This window comes from Gilliamella sp. B3892, assembly GCF_026536305.1.
GTDB lineage: Bacteria > Pseudomonadota > Gammaproteobacteria > Enterobacterales > Orbaceae > Gilliamella.
The window spans coordinates 28,667-49,328 of record NZ_JAFNOK010000013.1; the positions used below are offsets into that span (position 1 = coordinate 28,667).

The 20,662-nt window shown below is 36.6% G+C and carries 18 protein-coding genes; 12 read left to right on the top strand and 6 right to left on the bottom strand.

Annotated features, from left to right (window positions below; all coding sequences use genetic code 11):
* Positions 1-24 precede the first annotated feature (24 nt).
* The gene (locus J3U74_RS11050; protein WP_267329217.1) at positions 25-3,360 is read left to right on the top strand and encodes an autotransporter outer membrane beta-barrel domain-containing protein; all 3,336 of its coding nucleotides are present in this window, start codon (positions 25-27) and stop codon (positions 3,358-3,360) included.
* A gap of 332 nt (positions 3,361-3,692) precedes the next feature.
* On the opposite strand, the gene J3U74_RS11055 is transcribed toward J3U74_RS11050, so the two are convergent.
* Both J3U74_RS11055 and J3U74_RS11060 read right to left on the bottom strand, forming a co-directional pair.
* Complete coding sequence (locus tag J3U74_RS11055) at positions 3,693-4,100, bottom strand: MarR family winged helix-turn-helix transcriptional regulator (protein WP_267329216.1); 408 nt, start codon at positions 4,098-4,100, stop codon at positions 3,693-3,695.
* Between the two features lie 69 nt (positions 4,101-4,169).
* Positions 4,170-4,601, bottom strand: coding sequence for a hypothetical protein (locus J3U74_RS11060; RefSeq protein ID WP_267329215.1), 432 nt, complete (start codon positions 4,599-4,601; stop codon positions 4,170-4,172).
* Positions 4,602-4,909: 308 nt separating this feature from the next.
* On the opposite strand from J3U74_RS11060, the gene guaA reads away from it, so the two are divergent.
* Positions 4,910-6,493 (top strand): glutamine-hydrolyzing GMP synthase, encoded by a 1,584-nt coding sequence (gene guaA / locus J3U74_RS11065; protein WP_267329214.1) that lies wholly within the window; start codon positions 4,910-4,912, stop codon positions 6,491-6,493.
* 250 nt (positions 6,494-6,743) lie between these two features.
* On the opposite strand, the gene J3U74_RS11070 is transcribed toward guaA, so the two are convergent.
* Positions 6,744-7,040, bottom strand: coding sequence for a hypothetical protein (locus J3U74_RS11070; RefSeq protein WP_267329213.1), 297 nt, complete (start codon positions 7,038-7,040; stop codon positions 6,744-6,746).
* Positions 7,041-7,677: 637 nt separating this feature from the next.
* On the opposite strand from J3U74_RS11070, the gene J3U74_RS11075 reads away from it, so the two are divergent.
* From J3U74_RS11075 to J3U74_RS11120, 10 genes are all read left to right on the top strand, one after another.
* The gene (locus J3U74_RS11075) at positions 7,678-8,148 is read left to right on the top strand and encodes a YhcH/YjgK/YiaL family protein (RefSeq protein WP_267329212.1); all 471 of its coding nucleotides are present in this window, start codon (positions 7,678-7,680) and stop codon (positions 8,146-8,148) included.
* Positions 8,149-8,174: 26 nt separating this feature from the next.
* Complete coding sequence (locus J3U74_RS11080) at positions 8,175-9,113, top strand: sugar kinase (RefSeq protein ID WP_267329211.1); 939 nt, start codon at positions 8,175-8,177, stop codon at positions 9,111-9,113.
* A gap of 314 nt (positions 9,114-9,427) precedes the next feature.
* A complete protein-coding gene (gene uvrA, locus J3U74_RS11085) occupies positions 9,428-12,268 on the top strand; it encodes an excinuclease ABC subunit UvrA (RefSeq protein ID WP_366939814.1) in 2,841 nt (946 codons plus the stop codon).
* Between the two features lie 45 nt (positions 12,269-12,313).
* Complete coding sequence (plsY, locus tag J3U74_RS11090) at positions 12,314-12,919, top strand: glycerol-3-phosphate 1-O-acyltransferase PlsY (RefSeq protein WP_267329209.1); 606 nt, start codon at positions 12,314-12,316, stop codon at positions 12,917-12,919.
* A gap of 263 nt (positions 12,920-13,182) precedes the next feature.
* On the top strand, positions 13,183-13,788 hold the full coding sequence (gene recR / locus J3U74_RS11095) for a recombination mediator RecR (protein ID WP_255556099.1): 606 nt from the start codon (positions 13,183-13,185) through the stop codon (positions 13,786-13,788).
* Positions 13,789-13,876: 88 nt separating this feature from the next.
* Complete coding sequence (locus tag J3U74_RS11100; protein ID WP_267329208.1) at positions 13,877-14,695, top strand: pyridoxal phosphatase; 819 nt, start codon at positions 13,877-13,879, stop codon at positions 14,693-14,695.
* 18 nt (positions 14,696-14,713) lie between these two features.
* Positions 14,714-15,430: a tRNA pseudouridine(65) synthase TruC gene (gene truC, locus J3U74_RS11105; protein WP_267329207.1), complete on the top strand. Its 717-nt coding sequence runs from the start codon at positions 14,714-14,716 to the stop codon at positions 15,428-15,430.
* A gap of 286 nt (positions 15,431-15,716) precedes the next feature.
* Positions 15,717-16,130: a DUF4878 domain-containing protein gene (locus J3U74_RS11110; protein WP_267329206.1), complete on the top strand. Its 414-nt coding sequence runs from the start codon at positions 15,717-15,719 to the stop codon at positions 16,128-16,130.
* Positions 16,131-16,231: 101 nt separating this feature from the next.
* Entirely contained in the window at positions 16,232-16,837 is a 606-nt protein-coding gene (locus tag J3U74_RS11115) for a hypothetical protein (RefSeq protein WP_267329205.1), read from the top strand.
* Positions 16,838-17,231: 394 nt separating this feature from the next.
* Complete coding sequence (locus J3U74_RS11120; RefSeq protein ID WP_267329204.1) at positions 17,232-17,633, top strand: DUF4878 domain-containing protein; 402 nt, start codon at positions 17,232-17,234, stop codon at positions 17,631-17,633.
* A 345-nt stretch (positions 17,634-17,978) separates the two neighbouring features.
* Here J3U74_RS11120 and J3U74_RS11125 read toward each other — a convergent pair whose 3' ends face one another.
* The 3 genes from J3U74_RS11125 to J3U74_RS11135 are packed head-to-tail and all read right to left on the bottom strand — an operon-like array spanning position 17,979 to position 20,656.
* Positions 17,979-19,046 carry a tyrosine-protein phosphatase gene (locus tag J3U74_RS11125; protein WP_220217438.1) on the bottom strand — a complete coding sequence of 356 codons (1,068 nt, stop codon included), beginning with the start codon at positions 19,044-19,046 and terminating at the stop codon, positions 17,979-17,981.
* Positions 19,047-19,055: 9 nt separating this feature from the next.
* Positions 19,056-19,871: a PTS system mannose/fructose/sorbose family transporter subunit IID gene (locus tag J3U74_RS11130; protein WP_267329203.1), complete on the bottom strand. Its 816-nt coding sequence runs from the start codon at positions 19,869-19,871 to the stop codon at positions 19,056-19,058.
* Positions 19,868-20,656, bottom strand: coding sequence for a PTS mannose/fructose/sorbose/N-acetylgalactosamine transporter subunit IIC (locus J3U74_RS11135; protein WP_220217436.1), 789 nt, complete (start codon positions 20,654-20,656; stop codon positions 19,868-19,870). Before J3U74_RS11135 ends, J3U74_RS11130 begins: the two co-directional genes overlap by 4 nt.
* Positions 20,657-20,662 lie beyond the last annotated feature (6 nt).

Here is a 20,662-nt window from a genome sequence, read left to right on the forward strand (position 1 = left end):
ATCATTAATTTGAAGGAAATTGATATGAACCAAATTTATCTAACAAAATTTAATGTTATCACCGGCACTACTGTAGTTTGTTCTGAATTAGCGCGACGTGCTAGTAAAGCGATGATAACTGTATGCGTTTTAGTTAGTTCTGCTTCAGCTTTTGCTCTAGATTGTACGGCGAGTGCCGATGGATCTTATTTAGTAGGGCAAAATAGCCCTAGCTGTAATAACATCAATGCCGCTACAGCCACCCAGTCAGGCAATGCAGGTTTTTACATCCTTACCAGAAGTAAATTACATGAACCCCTTTATGTGGGAGATACAACCCTGACCGCCAATGTTTTAGGTGATTATACCGCGCTTGGAAATCAATATACTTATGGCGTATCTGGCGGACGAATTGAGGCCGGTAATTTGAATTTCACTCTCAGCAACAACGGTAATATCTTCGGTCTTGCTACTTATCACAATGTTGATATAACGGCCAAAAATGTCGAGATGAATATAAACGACAATTATACACGAGGCCGTAATTCAAGCGGAGGTGTTGCTGCATATGGTATATTAGTTGGTTCTGCTGCAAATTCCGGTGAAAATGGTAATTATAATGGAAAATACAGTACAATTACCGTTGATAATTTGAAAATCAATCAGACCACTCAAGGCGGTAAAACTCAACCAATTTTAAATAACGGTATTCGTGCTATTCAAGGCGCTTATAATAATTCTGGCGAAGGTTCAGCCGGTCAAGTTATCGTTAATAATAATTTGGATATGACACTAACCGGAAACCGCTCAATCGGTATCTATGTTTCAGGCAATCAAACCAACCATGATGCTGCTGATAGTGTCGGTAGCCAAGGTCAATTGACACCTAAAGTGATCTTAAAAGGCGAAAAAAACACAATCACTATTAATAAAGGTAGCGATAATTCAATGCTTAAATGGGATAGCATTGGTGTTAAATTGGGGAAGACACGTAATACTGGTGAAGGTCCAGGAATTATTGAATCTTATGGAGAATTAACCATAGATACGACTAATGCTACAGAGGGTAGTGGTATAAAAATGGTTCGTAATTCTCAATTTAAAGCCGATTATGATAAAAGTTCAACCATTGTTAAAACCAATGGCTATGCGTTAGAAATTGGTACGCATGATGATGCAACGCCAAGTGGGGTGCTTGAACAAGCGGCATCGCATGGATTAAATGCCAGGTTTAAAGATGCCATATTTACTACTACCGGAACAAGTAACGATCCGGTTATCAGCAACTCTCTTGGACGTAAAGATCTGATTTTTGTCGATCAGGGGCAAATTGATACGCTCTTAACTTTTACTGGTGATAAAACCAATCTGACTGCTAACGATAGTGGCTATATTATTAATGTCAGTGGTAATTATTCTGCACCTAATTATGTATTCTACTCTAATACTTATGATTCTAGTGGGGTTGAACAAGGGCTAGATGCTTATCAAGGATCTTCTGTAACTTTTAACGCTTCAGGAAAAGGGAGTATGACTGGGTTGATCTCTAAAGGTGCGGTGAAAGTTGAAGAGGGGGAAGTCATTAATAATAACCTTACCCAAACACTCAATGTTAATTTAGCTGACGGTTTTAGCTGGAATTTGAAAAAGAAGGACAACGAGAACATCGCTAAATTTAATACTGTTATGCTAACAAATGGGGCAACAATTAATGGCGCTTTTGAAGATGCAGGTTCAAATGATTTTATTTTACAAGGTAATGTTATTAGTGATTCCGGTCTGATTGATTTAGATAACACATCACATCATCAATATAATGATGTATTAACTATTGACGGCAACTATAGTGCTTCAAATGATGCTAAATTAAAAGTAAATACACTTTGGAATGAAACCACAACAAGGTCTGCAAATGATTCGCAATCTGATGTTTTAAAAATCACCGGTAATGCTAGTGGTTTGACAAAAGTTATACCAATAAATTCCCAAGGTGTGGAAAATATTATTGATGGTAATATAAAGGAGGTTGCTGAAGTAATTAGCAGTGCAGCCTTCATTTTTGTTGGAACAGCTGGTAGTGGAAATAACTTTATTGGTGAAGCGCATACAAAAGGCGCCACTGAAGTTCAGTTAGCTAAACGACAAACAGCTAATGGCGATGAATATTTCTGGACAATGCAAGCCGCTACACCGCCAACACCACCAACACCGCCAACACCGCCAACACCACCAACACCACCAACACCGCCAACACCACCAACACCGCCAACGCCACCGACACCGCCGACACCGCCGACACCGCCGACGCCGCCAACACCGCCAACACCGCCAACGCCGCCGACACCACCAACGCCGCCGACGCCAGCTAAGCCTATACCTATTTATGCAAGTCCAATAGCAGGTTATGTTGCTATGGCGAGAGTAAATCAGGAACAAGGGCTTTTAAGTATCAGTTCTTTACATGAACGTCGGGGAGAATACACGAATTTTGACTTGTCGAATTGTAACACTTGTGACGGCATCTTAAGCGAAACATGGGGCAGGTTAATCGGTAAACATTTAAAACAAGATGGTAAAAATCGGTTAAATGTCGATTCTGATATTTATGGATTTCAATTTGGGCATGATTTATTAAATAATATCAGTGATGACGGTAGCCATAACTATACTGGTATATATGTAACTTACAGTAAAGGGCATACCGATTTTTCAGATAAATATCGAGCTGAGCATGGTTTAATTGCACACAATAAACGAACCGGTAAAGGGAAATCAGAGTCTGTAAGTTTGGGATTAACCAATACTTATTTCTCAATAAATAATAATTATTTGGATTTGGTCGGGCAGTTTTCATATTTGCGCAATAAATATGAAGCTCGTAACGGTAACAATCCGCATGCTCAAAATGGTTGGGGAGTTGCGCTTTCTGCTGAAACAGGGCATTTATTCAAATTTTCTCAAAACGATAATGATCTAAATTATTGGATCATTGAGCCTCAAGCGCAACTTGTTTATCAACATGTCGATTTAGATAGTTTTACTGATAAATATCGTCGGGTAGATCAAAATAATCAAGATTTACTACGTGGACGAATTGGCGTTCGAATGGGCGATAATAATCAAACCGTAGAACAACAAATTACATCAATATACGCTATTGGTAATATTTGGCACGATTTTGTTAAACCAAGTCATGTCACAATAGGTAAAGATAGTATTAAAGAGAAATATGCTCGTACCTGGGGCGAATTGGGCTTAGGTGCTAAAACCCCAATTGCGCAAAACCTCCATGTATATGGTGATGCTCGTTATGAACACGATCTGGGTAACACAAAGCGTCAAGGGTATCGAGGAAATATAGGTATAGAGCATAAATGGTAAATTGGATAATTCAATTTAGATCGAATTGATCGTTGCCAATTTATTCAATCTGATTATCTCAATATACGCAATGGCTTGTTATGCATTGCGTATATTTTTTAATAAAAAGACAAATGAAATTTGAAAATCAACAATGCTTAATAAGATTTACCAATCAGGTTTGTTGGTCGCATAATGCTTAAATTGTATTAGACATAAAACACTCTTAAAACAGCAATTGTTACTATTTTAACCTTACCTTTTGAATATTTTTGTCATAAAGAACGACGTTGCGTTTTATATTTAATCTCACCATAAAATGGCAAATATCTGTATAAGCATATAATGATTAATTATGCACTTTCTTCATCATGATTTTTTAATAATGTTGAAAGCATTTCCATAAATTTTTGTTTCTCATCTTTTAACGCGGCAAAAAATTCCTTATCAATTTGTTCAACTAAAGGGACTGTTTCATTAGCCTTATCAAGGCCTTTTTGAGTTAATTGTATCGATTTTGCTCGACTATCCTTGATTGAGCAAGAGCGTTTTATATAATCCTTTTTTTCTAACTTCTCTAATATTTGAGAAATGGTCATCACATCGATATTTGTTTTATTAGACAAAATAACTTGCGTAATTTCATCAGGATATTGAGACAGATAAGCAAGAGTGGCAAGCACAATAAATTGAGGATGCGTAATAAGCTGTTTTTTTAAACATTTTTTTATATTCGTGTGCCAGGAAGAATAAGTTTTCATAAATATAAAACCAATTGATTCAGCGTCATTTTGGAATTGCGTTAAAAACTTATTGTCCTTCGTCATAATTTACCTTTCTACTAAACTGTTTAGTTTGTAAGTTTTATCAATAATATCATCTGAAATCTGTTTAATAAAATCATACGAGGCCTTAGTATCCAATTGAGGGTCGGGTTTTAGCGAAATTTCAGCTTTAAGTGCATATTGATTTTCAGCTATTTGAATTATTTGATGTGAGAAAAAAAGTAATCCAATATCCGGCATATCAAATTGCTCAGTAAATTCCTGTTCGTTAATCACTTTTGATAAAGTCACTTCCATTTCGGGCATGTTTTGTAATTTAAAAATACCTTTAGCCCCGGTTTTTAGTTCACCGATTATACGAAAGTCTTCAAGATCAGTTTCCCATAATTTTCTTAAATTAAGTTCGATAAAGTATTGCCAAATTTGTGCTGGATTGGACTGAGTAGGTAAGATGAAAGAGATTGAAATAGCGTTCATTGTTTTGCTCCTTTTTAATAAGTGTTTTTATTATAAGTATACTTATTAATTAAGTAAAGCGATATAGATACCATTAAAAACGTAATCAATCAAACAGTTAAATTTAGTTGTGAATAAAGTTTAAGTGAATCATTACCAATAAAGTCAATCGTATTAACGCTGATATTGAATGATATATTCGATAGGTTTAAAATTTAACAAATTAAATTTTTTACAATTGTTTTTTCATTTAATCAATTCAATTGAATCAGTAAATGATACAATAGCATCCCAATTTTGTAATAGTTCATAGTTTAGGAATAAATTTGATGAAAAATGATATCCACCAGCAACGTATTTTAATCCTTGATTTTGGTTCTCAAGTTACCCAGTTAATTGCTCGTCGTGTCCGCGAAATTGGTGTTTATTGTGAACTTTGGCCATGGGACGTATCGGAAGAAAAAATCAAACAATTTAATCCTAAAGGTATCATTTTATCTGGCAGCCCTGAAAGTACGACAGAACAAAATAGCCCAAGAGCTCCTCAATACGTCTTTAATGCAGGCGTGCCTGTCTTAGGTATCTGCTATGGAATGCAAACAATGGCTGTTCAAATTGGTAATGGCGGACAAGTTACTGGTTCCAATCAACGTGAATTTGGATACGCCAAAGTCGATATTGTTGGTCGCTCAAAATTAACTGACGGCATCTTCGATAGCAAAAACGAAGCAGGCTTAGAGCAGCTCGATGTCTGGATGAGTCATGGGGATAAAGTAACAGCTTTACCTGAAAGTTTTACCGTTATTGGTCGCACTGAAACATGTCCTTTTGCAATCATGGCAAATGATGAAAAACAATTTTATGGCGTTCAGTTTCATCCGGAAGTTACCCATACGGTTAAAGGTTATGAATTACTTCAACGATTTGTCATTGATATTTGCCATTGTCAAAAACTATGGACACCTTCTTCAATCATCACAGATGCTGTTGCCCGAATAAAAGAAAAGGTCGGAAATGACAAAGTTTTATTAGGTTTATCCGGGGGGGTGGATTCCTCGGTAACTGCACTATTGTTACATCAAGCTATCGGCGATCAGTTAACCTGTGTGTTTGTTGATCATGGACTATTACGCTTGAACGAAGCAAAACAAGTTATGGACATGTTTGGCAATAAATTTGGTTTAAATATTATAGCGGTTAATGCTGAAGATCGTTTTTTAGCCGCCTTAAAAGGCGAAACCGATCCCGAAGCGAAGCGTAAAATAATTGGCCGTGAATTTGTTGCTGTATTTGATGAAGAGGCTGCAAAACTCAAAGATGTTAAATGGTTAGCTCAAGGTACGATCTACCCCGATGTAATCGAATCGGCAGCAGCTGATACCGGCAAAGCGCATGTGATTAAATCGCATCATAATGTTGGTGGTTTACCGGAAGATATGAAAATGGGATTAGTAGAGCCACTTCGTGAACTATTTAAAGACGAAGTACGTAAAGTGGGCTTAGAACTTGGATTACCTTACGATATGTTATACCGCCACCCATTCCCGGGTCCCGGTTTAGGGGTAAGGATTCTTGGCGAAGTGAAAAAAGAGTATTGCGACTTACTGCGCAAAGCTGACGCCATTTTTATTGAAGAACTCTACAATGCCGACCTATACCACAAAGTCAGTCAGGCCTTTACCGTATTCTTACCGGTACGCTCTGTTGGGGTAATGGGTGACGGACGCAAATATGATTGGGTTGTCTCATTGCGTGCGGTAGAAACTATCGACTTTATGACTGCACACTGGGCGCATTTGCCTTACGACTTCTTAGGGCGAGTATCAAATCGTATTATCAACGAAGTCAATGGCATCTCACGAGTTGTCTACGATATCAGCGGCAAACCGCCAGCGACGATTGAGTGGGAGTAACCGCAATCAACATCATATAATCTCATATCATTCATTCTAATTTTAAGCCTTGTTTTTCAAGGCTTTTTAGTCTCACCTAATATCCTCAAAGTACCTTTTTTAACGGTAGCTATGACGGTCTTACGAATTTAATCTGAAACTTTTTACTAAAATTATCGATTCAAATAATATAGGGATTTTTTAATCCACTCGAAATTAACAAAACATCGCTTCAAGCAAAAAATTGCATTAAAGTAATTGAGATTAGCTATTAGTGATTAATGCCTGGAAAACTAGATACATATTGGATAGTAAAATCAGGGAATGAGTCGACGATTTGTATTTTGTAGTCAGGAAAACTATCGACTATTTGCCATTTACCCACGCTATTTGCAAACGCATTGACTTTCTGAACTTTTAAATCAGGAAAAGAATTCACAACTTTAACTTTATAATCTGAAAAGGAATTAACAATCTTAATTCTTCCATAAATTTTAGACACATCAACTTTGGCAAGCGATACAAATGAAAGACAAATCATAAACACAATAAGCATTATTTTTTTCATAGTATCACCTTTAAGTAAATATTATCTTACTATTTTATCACACCTTACACTAAGGAAGCTTTTTTTAATAATTGTAGACTGGGACAATAAATAGCCTGTTTGCTAAAACGTATCAAATGATATTAACGATGCATTTAAACGCATAGAAGTAAAAAGAATTTACGTAGTTAAAAACAATGGTGCAATGCTTTATTTCATCGAATTAAAATAGAAAAAATCAGTATGACAACAGGGGAAAGAACGGATAGGGCGCTAAATGAAGTTGCTCAATGTTTAATTAAAGCTACAGAACACTAGTTTGGTGGTTAAGTAACATTAGGGAGTGTAGTGCCAAAAGTTGTAAGGCTAGCTGATTATATTGGTAATCATACGTTATCGACGGTATTTTGACCGTTTGTGAGACAAGTTTAGTAGAAAGCCAGTTGTCAATTTTTCTTTCATTTTCAAACCTTTTAGCAATGTTTGCATATTGTTTAAAACATAAAAACCTTTAAAAACTTATTATTAATTGATCTACAAAAATGACTGACTTAAGTATATACTTCTTTTTTAAGCAAAGGTTTCTTCGCTATTTAGTGATAGCGGATAAAGCTAATTTAACTTATTGCCTCATTTAAGAAATTAAGGATCATTGAGTATGATTTTAGGTAACATTCATCATTTGGATTTAGTCCCTTATTTGCCCGCCAAAATAAAGCAATCGATTGAGTATATTAAAGACAATGTTAATCAAAATACACCTGTTGGGCGTTATGATATCGACGGAGATAATCTTTTTTTTATGCTGTCTGATAATACTTTACGCTTAATTAATGAGGCTAATCCTGAATATCATCATAAGTATATCGATGTTCAAATCGTGTTAGAAGGACAAGAGGGCATGGCGATTTGCACTTTGCCACCACATACCAAGATGCTGGAAGATAAATTAGCCGATAATGATATTGCGTTTATTCAAACCCCTAAAGAAGAAACCATGCTGGTTTTGCAACCCAACGATTTTATCGTATTTTTCCCAAACGAAGTGCATAAGCCGCTTTGTGCGATTGACAATAAAATTACGACAGTTCGCAAAATTGTGATAAAAATTGCTTTGGACTATTTATAATTAGAGTAAGGACAATAGGTAACACTATGACGACAAAAATTGCTGTTATTGGCGAATGTATGATTGAATTGTCGATTAAACAAGATTCGACGACCCGCAGTTTTGGTGGAGACACTTTAAACACTTCAGTTTATTTATCCCGCCTTTTAAAAGATAAAGATTTTTCCATTCATTATGTTACAGGGCTCGGTACTGATCCCTTTAGCCAAGAAATGTTAGAAAGCTGGCAAAAAGAGCATATACAGACTGATTTAGTGCAAAAAATGGCAGATAAAATGCCCGGGCTTTACTCTATAGTTACCGATGAGCATGGTGAACGCTCTTTCTATTATTGGCGTAATGATGCCGCTGCTAAGTTTTGGCTAAAAACTTCGCAAAGTGAAGAGATTATTAAAAAAATTGCCCAGTTTGATTATGTGTATTTAAGTGGTATTAGTATTGCAATTTTAGATGCTGAAAGTATTCTTAAATTGTTAGACCTGTTAAAACAGGTGAAAGCAAATGGTGGAAAAGTCATTTTTGATAATAACTTCCGCCCGCGCTTATGGAGCAGTTTAGATTTAGCCCGAAGCGTGTATGCAGATATCTTATCTTATACTGATATCGCATTTTTAACACTGGATGATGAAGATTTGTTATGGGGAGCGCTTCCTTATGAGAAAGTTATCGAAAGAACGCAAAACTTTGGCGTGAGTGAAATTGTCATCAAGCGGGGTAGTGATAGCTGCATTATTCAATCAGCCGAAGGACGTTTTGATGTCCCTGCTAACAAGATTGCCAAAGATAAAGTTATCGATACCACTGCTGCTGGCGATTCATTCAGTGCCGGGTATCTCGGTGCTCGTTTAACGGGAAGAAGTCCGGCACAATCTGCCGTACAAGGACATTTAGTTGCAGGTACGATCATTCAATACCGTGGAGCTATTATTCCTTTAGAGGTGACACCAAAATTAATTGAAGATTAATTAGCTTATAAAAACGGTCATTTATGACCGTTTTTTTATTGAATTTTGTAACAATGAGTACTTGTCTATTAGTGGTAAAACTTCATTATAGTTGATATTTTTTGTCAAAATCTTTCAGATTTTATATACGTTTCAGTATAAAATAGTAAATTGTGCTATATTCATGGGAAATTATCCGTGCATCATTGAAATTGTCCTAACCGACCATATTCAGTTATATAATAGTATATTTACTTCAAAAACACTGGTATAATATACAGTTAATTTTTTATCTAATCTGCTTAAAAAACACACAAAAGAAGAGATATATGTCAATTAAAGATATCGATATTCGTGGTGCGAGAACGCACAATCTAAAAAATATTAATGTTGTAATACCTCGAGATAAGCTTGTTGTCATTACTGGTCTATCCGGATCAGGGAAGTCTTCGCTAGCATTTGATACCCTTTATGCCGAAGGGCAACGACGTTATGTTGAGTCGTTATCGGCTTATGCTCGTCAATTCTTATCTTTAATGGAAAAACCGGATGTGGATCATATCGAAGGTCTGTCGCCAGCTATTTCGATTGAACAAAAGTCGACTTCGCACAATCCGCGCTCAACGGTTGGAACAATTACTGAAATCTACGATTATTTACGTCTATTGTTTGCCCGTATTGGTGAGCCACGTTGTCCTAATCATAATTTACCTTTGGCTGCTCAAACTGTTTCGCAAATGGTTGACAGCATTATGGCGTTACCGGCTGAAAATCGCTATATGTTACTGGCACCGGTAGTCACTGAGCGTAAAGGTGAGTTTGTTAAACTTTTTGAGCAACTGGCTGCAAGTGGATATATTCGGGTAAGGGTTGATGGTGATGTTTACGATCTTTCTGATCCACCTGAGCTTGAGCTTCAAAAGAAACATACCATTGAAGTAGTGGTTGATCGTTTTCGTATTCGTGATGATCTAAAATTGCGATTGGCTGAATCCATTGAAACCGTTCTGTCAATTACTAACGGAATTGTTAAAGTTGCCAACTTAGATGATCCCAAAGCGCCGGAGCAGTTGTTTTCGGCTAATTTTGCCTGCCCAATATGTGGCTATAGTATATCTGAACTTGAACCAAGACTATTTTCATTTAACAACCCTGCCGGGGCTTGCCCTGAGTGTGATGGTTTAGGTGTGCAGCAGTATTTCGATCCAAAACGCATAGTCCAAATGCCTGAAGTCTCTTTAGCTGCTGGTGCAATAAAGGGTTGGGATCGTCGCAATTTTTACTATTTTCAGATGCTCAAATCGTTAGCTGAACATTATAAATTCGATATTGATACACCTTATGAAAAATTACCGGAAAAAGTAAAAGATATCTTATTAAATGGCTCCGGTAATACTGAAATTACTTTCGTTTATACAAATGATCGTGGTGATGTGGTTAAACGTAAACATAGCTTTGAGGGAATTATTAATAATTTAACTCGACGATATAAAGAAACCGATTCACCAACAATTCGTGAAGAGTTGGCTAAATATATAAGTCATCGTCCTTGTCCGTGCTGTGAAGGATCTCGTTTATGTAGAACGGCAAGACATGTCTTTATTAACGATACCAATTTACCAACGATTAGTAATTTAAGCACTCAACAAGCAAAAGCTTTCTTTGATAAGTTATCCCTAACCGGACAACGAGCGCAAATTGCTGAAAAAATTCTAAAAGAGATCAACGACCGTTTACAATTTTTGATTAATGTTGGATTAAATTATTTAACACTTTCACGATCAGCGGAAACGCTATCGGGAGGGGAGGCACAGCGTATACGACTAGCCAGTCAAATCGGTGCCGGATTAGTTGGGGTGATGTATGTACTTGATGAGCCTTCAATTGGTTTACATCAACGTGACAATACTCGATTGATCGATACCTTAACGCATTTACGTGATTTGGGTAACACCGTTATTGTGGTAGAACATGATGAAGAGGCCATTATGGCTGCTGATTATGTGATTGATATTGGGCCGGGAGCAGGCGTGCATGGTGGTGAAGTGGTTGCTCAAGGAACGCCGAAACAGATCATGGCAAATCCTTCATCGTTAACCGGAAAATATCTATCCGGTAAAGAAAAAATAGCGATACCAGCCACACGAACGAAAGTTGATAAGAAAAAGATGTTATCGCTAATTGGCGCCACCGGTAATAATTTAAAAGATGTGACTCTTAATATTCCGGTTGGACTATTTACCTGTATTACAGGGGTATCTGGATCAGGTAAATCAACGTTAATTAATGATACTTTATATCCTTTAGCGCAAAACGAGTTAAATGGTGCTGAAAAAAGTGATATTGCGCCTTATAAATCAATTAAAGGACTTAACTTTTTTGATAAAGTCATTGCGATAGATCAAAGTCCTATCGGGCGAACACCACGCTCAAACCCGGCAACGTATACCGGATTTTTCACCTCAATTCGTGAGCTATATGCTGGCGTGCCAGAGTCTCGTGCTCGAGGTTACACGCCGGGTCGATTTAGTTTCAATGTAAAAGGTGGACGCTGTGAAGCTTGTCAAGGTGATGGACTGATCAAAGTCGAGATGCACTTTTTACCAGATATTTATGTCCCATGCGACCAGTGTCATGGGGCACGTTATAATCGTGAAACGTTAGAAATTAAATATAAAGGCAAATCAATCAATGAAATCTTAAATATGACGGTTGAAGAGGGGCGTGAATTTTTTGATGCTGTCCCGATGATTGCTCGTAAATTACAAACATTGATCGATGTCGGGCTTTCTTATATTACAATTGGGCAGTCGGCAACCACCTTATCCGGCGGTGAAGCGCAACGAGTAAAACTTGCAAAAGAGTTATCAAAGCGTGATACTGGTAGCACATTGTATATTTTAGATGAGCCAACAACGGGTTTACACTTTGCTGATGTAAAACAGTTGCTTGCGCAGCTACACTCATTAAGAGACAAAGGCAATACCATTGTTGTTATTGAGCATAATTTAGATGTGGTTAAAACAGCAGATTGGATTGTCGATTTAGGACCGGAAGGGGGGAATGGTGGTGGTGAAATCATTGCCGAAGGAACACCTGAAGATGTAGCTAAATCAAAAATTTCTTACACCGGACAATATTTAAAACCGTTACTTGAAAAAGACAAGGCGAAGTAATATAAGTTAGTACGGATAATTTAAGTTAACCAAAGGAGAAGCAATTTGGCATTTGAAATTATAATGATGATCATTATTGCTTATCTTTGTGGTTCGCTTTCCGGAGCAATCATTATTTGCCAGCTAATGAAATTACAAGACCCGGTACAACATGGCTCTCACAATCCCGGAGCCACAAATGTACTACGCATTAGCGGCAAATTACCTGCTTTACTGGTATTACTTTTCGATATGTTAAAAGGTGCAATACCGGTCTATATTGCTTATCGACTGGGTATTTCACCTTTCTTTTTAGGCATTATTGGCATATCAGCGTGCCTTGGTCACATCTTTCCCTGCTTTTTTCATTTTCGAGGCGGAAAAGGTGTCGCAACTGCGTTAGGTATGATGATGCCAATCGGTCTAGACTTTACCGGCTGTTTTGTCCTAACTTGGTTAACCACGCTACTGCTTACCGGTTACTCTTCGGTGGCGGCTATTGTGGGTTTTTTATTAGCGCCATTTTATGTATGGCTATTTAAACCTGAGTTGACCTTGCCGGTAACCATGCTTTCGTGCCTTATCATTATTCGTCATAATAGTAATATTATGCGTCTATTTAAGGGGGAAGAGCCTAAGAGTTTTATACGAAAACGACATAAATTATACTGAAACGCATATACTTTCTGAAAGTTCTTGTCAAAAATTAATCGTAATTCGTTATAATAGTAATATTATGCGTTTATTTAAAGGGAAAGAGCCTAAGAGTTTTATACGAAAACGACATAAATTATACTGAAACGTATATATTTTCTGAAAAGTTCTTGTCAAAAATTAATCGTATTGACTTAATCGTGTAATTCTTGTTTTATCGATTTTTGAAACAAGGTATTATAAATAACATAATCTTTAATATGTGGTAACAAAATTAATTCATGCAAATAAGCCCATTACTTGAAACTCTTATGGAAGCATTGCGATGTCTTCCCGGTGTTGGTCCCAAATCTGCACAACGTATGGCTTTTCACCTATTACAGCGCAATCGACAAGGTGGTATTAAGCTAGCTCATGTTTTACATGAAGCGATGATCAATATCGATCATTGCAAAGAATGCCGAACCTTTACTGAACAAGAAATCTGCACTATCTGTGCCAATAGGCATCGTCAACAAAGTGGACAATTATGTGTTGTTGAAACACCCGCTGATATTGTTGCTATCGAACAAACCGGCCAGTATAGTGGTCGTTACTTTGTGTTGCTTGGACATTTGTCACCGCTTGACGGAATAGGGCCGAGTGATATTGGTCTGGATTTATTGAAATCAAGATTGGCAACCGAATCGATTAACGAAGTGATTTTAGCCACCAATCCAACCGTTGAGGGCGATGCAACCGCTAATTATATTGCTCAAATGTGTGCTGAGTTTGATGTTATCGCAACTCGCATAGCGCATGGTGTTCCTGTCGGTGGAGAGCTTGAAATGGTTGACGGCACAACATTGTCGCATTCATTTGTTGGGCGGCAAAAAATAGATTTTTAGAGATTTTAATGTTGGCAACGGCAAAATTAAGTCTGTTAACTTTTATGTTGCTAGCAAAATTTATGAAAGTAAAAGGAAGAGGATTGGTATGAAATATAAAGCAGTTGCCTTTGATATGGATGGTACTTTACTTAATAGTAATCGTTTAATTTTGCCCGAAACCGTGAATATTCTTGAAAAGATCAGCGCCAAAGGCGTAAAAGTTATTTTGGTATCCGGTCGACATCATTCAGTAATTTACCCTTATTATTATCAACTTAAACTCTCAACTCCCGCTATTTGTTGTAACGGATCTTATTTATACGATTTTGAAAAACAACAAGCATTTGCCGCTAAACCGATGAGCAAACAGCAGGCCAAAACGCTATTAGATTTAGTTAATCAGTTTGGTATTCATACTTTAATTTATACTGATAAAATGATGACTTACGAAGTGTTAGACGACCATTTAGCCGGCTTTTTTAAATGGGTTGATTCACTACCGGAATTTTTACAACCCGAAATTAAAAAAGTGGATAGTTTTGAGAAAGTTATTGAGCAAGCCGGAGCGATCTATAAATTTGCTACCAGTAGCCATAACATTCCGGCTTTACAGCAATTTTCAGATGCAGTTGATGCGTTGGGTGAATTTTCATGTGAATGGTCTTGGTCGAATCGAGCTGATATCGCAATTAAAGGTAATACTAAAGGTAATGGTTTAACCCATTGGGCTGAACATGAAAACATTGACCTAAGTGAAATTGTTGCTTTTGGTGACAGTTATAATGATATTAGTATGTTAACCATTGCCGGTTTGGGTATTGCTATGGGCAATGCTGATGATGAGGTGAAAGCGAAAGCGAGTTATGCTATTGGTGATAATAATAGCACTAGCATTGCCACTGAACTTGAAAAACTTTTTTTATAATGGATTTAAAAAATAGCTGTGTTTGAAATCCTTTATCAAGATAATGAATTAATTGCGATAAACAAGCCATCCGGTTGGCTTGTTCATCGTAGCTGGTTAGATAAAAATGAAACTGTCGTTGTGATGCAGACACTGCGTGATCAGATCGGGCAGCATGTGTATCCGGTGCATCGACTCGATCGCCCAACTTCTGGCGTATTACTGTTTGCGCTTTCAAGTGAAATTGCCCGTTTGATGTCACAGCAATTTACCACAAAACAGATTGAAAAAACTTATCATGCTATTGTTCGTGGCTATCTATTTGATGAAGCGATAATTGATTATCCGCTAATTGAACAACTTGATAAAATAGCTGACAAATTTGCCGATAAAAATAAACCAGCGCAAGAGGCAGTCACTTTTTATCGCGGTTTAAGTCATATCGAAGTGCCGATCAAAGTAGGCAAGCATGAAACAGCCAGATATAGTTTGGTTGAATTAAAACCGCAGACAGGACGCAAACATCAACTACGTAGGCATATGAAGCATATTTTTCATCCCATTTTAGGTGACAGTAAACATGGGGATCTTCATCAAAATCGTGCTTTTAGTCAGTATTTTGGTATTAAACGACTAATGTTACATGCCTCAACCTTAAATATTGTTCATCCAACCAGTTTGAAACCAATTAAAATTGAAGCAAAATTAGATCAGCATTGGCTAGAAATCTTATCTCATTTTCAGTCCAATGATTAGGGTTGCTATTTTCAATAATAGCTAACTCATTAAGCGTACATGACTGCCGTATGTAAAAATTTTGTTATTACCATTCACTGTTTCAATTCCAAGCTGTACATGCCATAAATATAACTACTTATGATAATTAAATGAATAACAAGGAAAAATATAAAGATAAAAATCAATGTTGCTTTGCAATTTAGCAATTGCATAGTATTATTTTTGTACCTTTCCTCGTTGCGGAGTTTTTTTGAGGAAAGTGTTTAAATAACGTTTATATAAATTAATCGAAATGGAAATGAAAATGAAATTAATAATGAAATTTTGTAGTATTTTTCTAATTGCTGTTTTCCTCAGTGCTTGTTCATCAGACGACTCCCCTGAAAAAGTAGCCGAAACCTTCATGAAAGCTGGTTACAATAAAGATATCGATACAGTCATCGATCTTATGTATATTCCAAAAGAAGATGTTCCTGAAGGAATCGACATGAAGGCCATGCTTAAGTCTAAATTGGGTGCAGCACTCGAAGCCTCATTAGAATCAGCAGAACGCAATGGTGGGCTTGATAAAATTGAAACCGCGCCTATTCAATATACCAATGATGACAAAACTAAGGGCACCGTAGATGTTACCGTTGTTTTCAAAGATAAAACTAAGCTTAATAAAACGTTAATATTAATCAAAGATAATGGCAAATGGTTTATCGAAATGGATTAATATTAGATTAATTAAATTTAATATTGAATTTATTAATGAGTAAAAGGGTAAATTATATTTACCCTCATTTATGTAACATTTCACCTTTTGAAAATACTATTATGAGATCTTTTCGCTATTTTTTAATTATATGGCTACTATTTGTCAATGTTTCGGTGGTCAATGCCCAAGAATCTAGAAATGACTCGATTTCTCAAATTAGCAGTACTTTAAAAATTGGGGATTGGATTTTTAGACAAGGAACAGCCATCGATAGTTTATTAGTTAAACAATTAGGTGGTGGTGAATTTTCACATATTGGCATGGTAATATCAGTAGCGCCTGAAGTTAAAATTATCCATGCTACAACCGATGATTTTGAAAATCGGCCTAGCCAAGTGTTGATATCAACATTAGATGAATTTATATCGCCAGATCTCGCCCAAACCTATGCTATTGCAAGACCTATTTTTTTGACGGATGAACAAAAGCAACAAGTAGCTGATATATTACAGACAAAATTAGGTGAAAAATTTGTATTAGCATCCCGTGAAAAGCCTCATCTATATTGTACAACGTTGCTTTATGATGCCATTATTCAAGTCATGCCTGATTTTAATGTTGAGTGGCAACACTCTGATTTTGCGCTTTTTTATGGGAATTACCTTTATCCCAACGCATTTGCTAAATATAAAGATTTGATCTGGATCTATAAATATCCGAATTAGTAGAGGTATCAATAATCCTGATTCATCAAGGTAAATTTGATCATTATTTTTGTGATAAAGTTTGATTTTGGATTATCTGAACAAAATGAATTAACTTAGTCTTTACTAAGTGGTAATAAAATTCATTCATACAAATAAGTCATTGCTTGAAACGCTTATAGAAGCATTGGGATCGACTCCCGGCATTGCTCTTAAACCTGCACAAGGTAGGGCATTTCACCTGGCACAATGTAATCGATAAGGTAAAAAAATCAAAGTTGCTTTGCAATTTAGCGATTGCATAGTATTATTTTTATACCTTTCCTCATTTGACCTTTTGCGGTTGTTTTGAGGAATGTGTTTAAATAACGTTTATATAAATTAACTGGAAATGGAAATAAAAATGAAATTAATAATGAAATTTTGCAGTATCTTTCTACTTGCGTTTTTCCTCAATGCTTGTTCATCAGGCGATTCCCCTGAAAAAGTAGCCGAAACCTTCATAACAGCTGGTTACAATAAGGATGTCGATACGGTGGTTGATCTTATTTATCTTCCTAAAGAAGATGCACCTGAAGGAGTCGACGTGAAAGCTATGATTAAGAGTAAATTAGCAAAATCAATGGAAACTTCTTATGAAGAGACTCAAAGTCATGGTGGACTGGATAAAGTGGAATGTGCACCTATCCAATATACCAATGATGACAAAACTAAGGGCATCGTAGATATTACCGTTGTTTTCAAAGATAATACTAAGCTTGATCAAAAGCTAACGTTAATCAAAGATAATGGTAAATGGCTTATCTCGATGAAATAGTAGAGTCGATTGGTTGAGTTTAAAATTGATTCTATCAATGAGTAATAGGGCAAATTATATTTGCCCTTTTTTATATGCCATTTTACCTTTTAAACTGCCAGTATCAGCGCTTTTCACTCCTTATTATTATATGACTACTACTTATCACTGTTTTGGCGGTCAAGGCTTAAGAATATCGAAATGACGCTATTTAGAAAATTAATAGTACTTTAAAAATCGAGGATTGGTTTTTTAGATAAAAAAAAGCAATCGCTAGTTTGAATGTTTTAAGACAGAATAAAAATCTAAATCAAATATAACGAAAATTTAAAGCGCAATATCATTGCGCTTTAATATAATGGTAGGTTAATCAGATTCTAAATAGATAGATTGCATTAATCGGAAATCTTCATCAGTAAATCCTAAAGCCTGTTTAATATAATTACTTGGTGTACCGGAAACTTCTTTCATGGTATTGAGGATTTCAACAACAAAACTTTCACGGGTATCGATTAAGCTAAGTAAATAGCCTAATACATCTTCGTTATCCGTAATCTTACGATAAGCAGCCATTTTGATTTTATTGCGCTCTAAGCGATTATCGTGAGTTAGCATGTAATCGGCAATAATATCTTTTTCAGATACACCGAGCATAATCATAATTAATAATACGCCATAACCCGTTCTGTCTTTTCCGCCTCGACAGTGTTGTAAACTCGGGCTATTGTTGGCATCTAATAAGACTTTAAGCATTTGTCGATAAGCATTTTTCGATTTTTCGCTTAAGACAAAATTACGATATTGCTCAAGCACTTGAATGCCATCACCATTAACTAACTCTTTCGGTATATCACGTAGCACACTTTCAATCAAAGCACGATCTTCATCACTAGGATCAGCGGCAAATTGTGCTGCTAACTCTGCGGTTTGGGCTGATGCATCTAAATGAAAAGTTTGCTTTTCGCCGACAAACGTATTGGGACTGGTTTTGATTTCATTAGTACTGCGGTAATCGATAATTGTTTTTATTCCTAACGCTTTGATATACTCTTGTGCATCCGGTTTTAAACCATACAGATGATTAGAACGATACAACTGTCCCCATTTGACCCGTTTACCTTCATGCCCCAGATAGCCGCCGAAATCACGAAAATTATTTAATCCGGTGATCGGTAAAGTACGTTCGGCAAATAAAAAATTGGGTTGTCCTTCAATCTCTAAAATAAGATAAATTCGTTGTTTACCATTTAAAGGATCATCAAAAATAAAAGGGCTTTGAATTTGCTTACCTATAAGTGTTTTGTCATTGGTATTGGCATTAGCATAGCTTGTCCAGTATAGGCTAGCTGCTTTGCCTTCAATGTTATCAAAAGTGACCTCTAATTGGCCGGCTTTATTACGCATTACTGAAGCTGTTTGAATTGTCGTTGTCATGTTTCATTCCTACTTTAAAATACCTAACATTGAAAAGATCACACCGATTACCATTACCGCCAGTATTAACGCAACGGTATATTTACCTTGAAACTTCTTAACCAAAAAGAATGTGCCTAGAGCAAAAATTAAGGTCAGAAAATTTGGCATGACTTTATCAAACATCTCTTGAACTTGAATCGATTGATCGCCAACATTTATCTGTAGCGGGGTGGCCACTTTTACCGTAGTGGCAATGAGTGATCCAAGTACCATTACCCCAACAACATTAGCCAGATTACTAATTCTTTGAATGATGTTGGAATTTTTTGACTGTTCAATCAGATCGACACCTTTGTTATAGCCATAATGAATAAAAAAGTATTTAGAAAGCACATTAACCAGATTGTAGATCAAAAACATTAAAATCGGACCTATGATATTTCCTTGTAGCGCAAAGGCAGCGCCAATACTGCCGCATATCGGCATCCAGGTAAATTTGAGCAAGCTATCGCCAAGTCCGGCAAATGGTCCCATTAATCCCGCTTTTACAGAGACTACGGCTTCTTTTTCAGCTTCGGTCGTTTTCTCTTCCATGGCGGCAGTGACGCCTAAAATCAGTGCACCTGCATTTACTTGCGTATTAAAAAATTCTAAATGGCGTTGCATGGCAGTAACACGGGTTTGCTTGTCTGCATCTTTATAAAGACGATCTAAGACAGGCGTCATACAATGCGCAAAGCCAATCATCTGCATTTTTTCATAGTTGTAAGAAAAAGACATAGTTTGTAAATTCCAAAAGATGCGATTAAGATCTTTTTTGGTGATTTTGTTTTGATTGGTCATAGATCATATTCCTCTTCGGTATTATTTGATGTTTGATTATTATCTGATTGTTCTTGATGATTTTTACTACCACTTGATGCCATGTCATAAAGCACGGCAAACGCCAAAGCGATAAAGGTAATTGGAATAATAGGCAGTTTTAGATAAGTGGTTAGCATAAAACCGAGCAGGAAGAAAAACCACATACGTCCTTTTAATAACATTAACAGTAAAATACAAATACCTACCGCAGGAATTAATTTCGAGGCTACCCCCATGCCATCAATGATGCTTTGTGGGATAGCATCAAGAATGGTTTTAACCAGATCGCTACCAAAATAGATAGCAATAAAACAAGGTACTGCTCGAATTAAAAACCAAAGAGGTGTTGAAAAGAAGTGAACTCGCGCTAATCCTTTATAGTCACCGTTTAAAATAGAGCGTTCAGCCCAAGGATTAAGAAAGCAAGCAAAAGAACGCCATATAATTAACAATTGTTGACATAATAAAGATACAGGAACGCCAAGCGCAATACCGGTTGCAATGCCTCCACCGGTGGTGATACCGAGTGACACGCCAATGATCGCACCAGCAACAATATCGGGTGCTGAGTAGGCGCCTACGTTTCCGATACCCATCCACATCAATTCCAACGTTGCACTAATTGCCAAGCCTTGAACCATATCACCCATTATGATGCCTGCTATGGTACCGGTTAATAATGGCCTACGTAACATTTGTGGTCCGACGTCATCCATCGAACAGATTCCCGCCCAAATGGCGACAAGAATAGCCTGTGTTAACATAAGTTA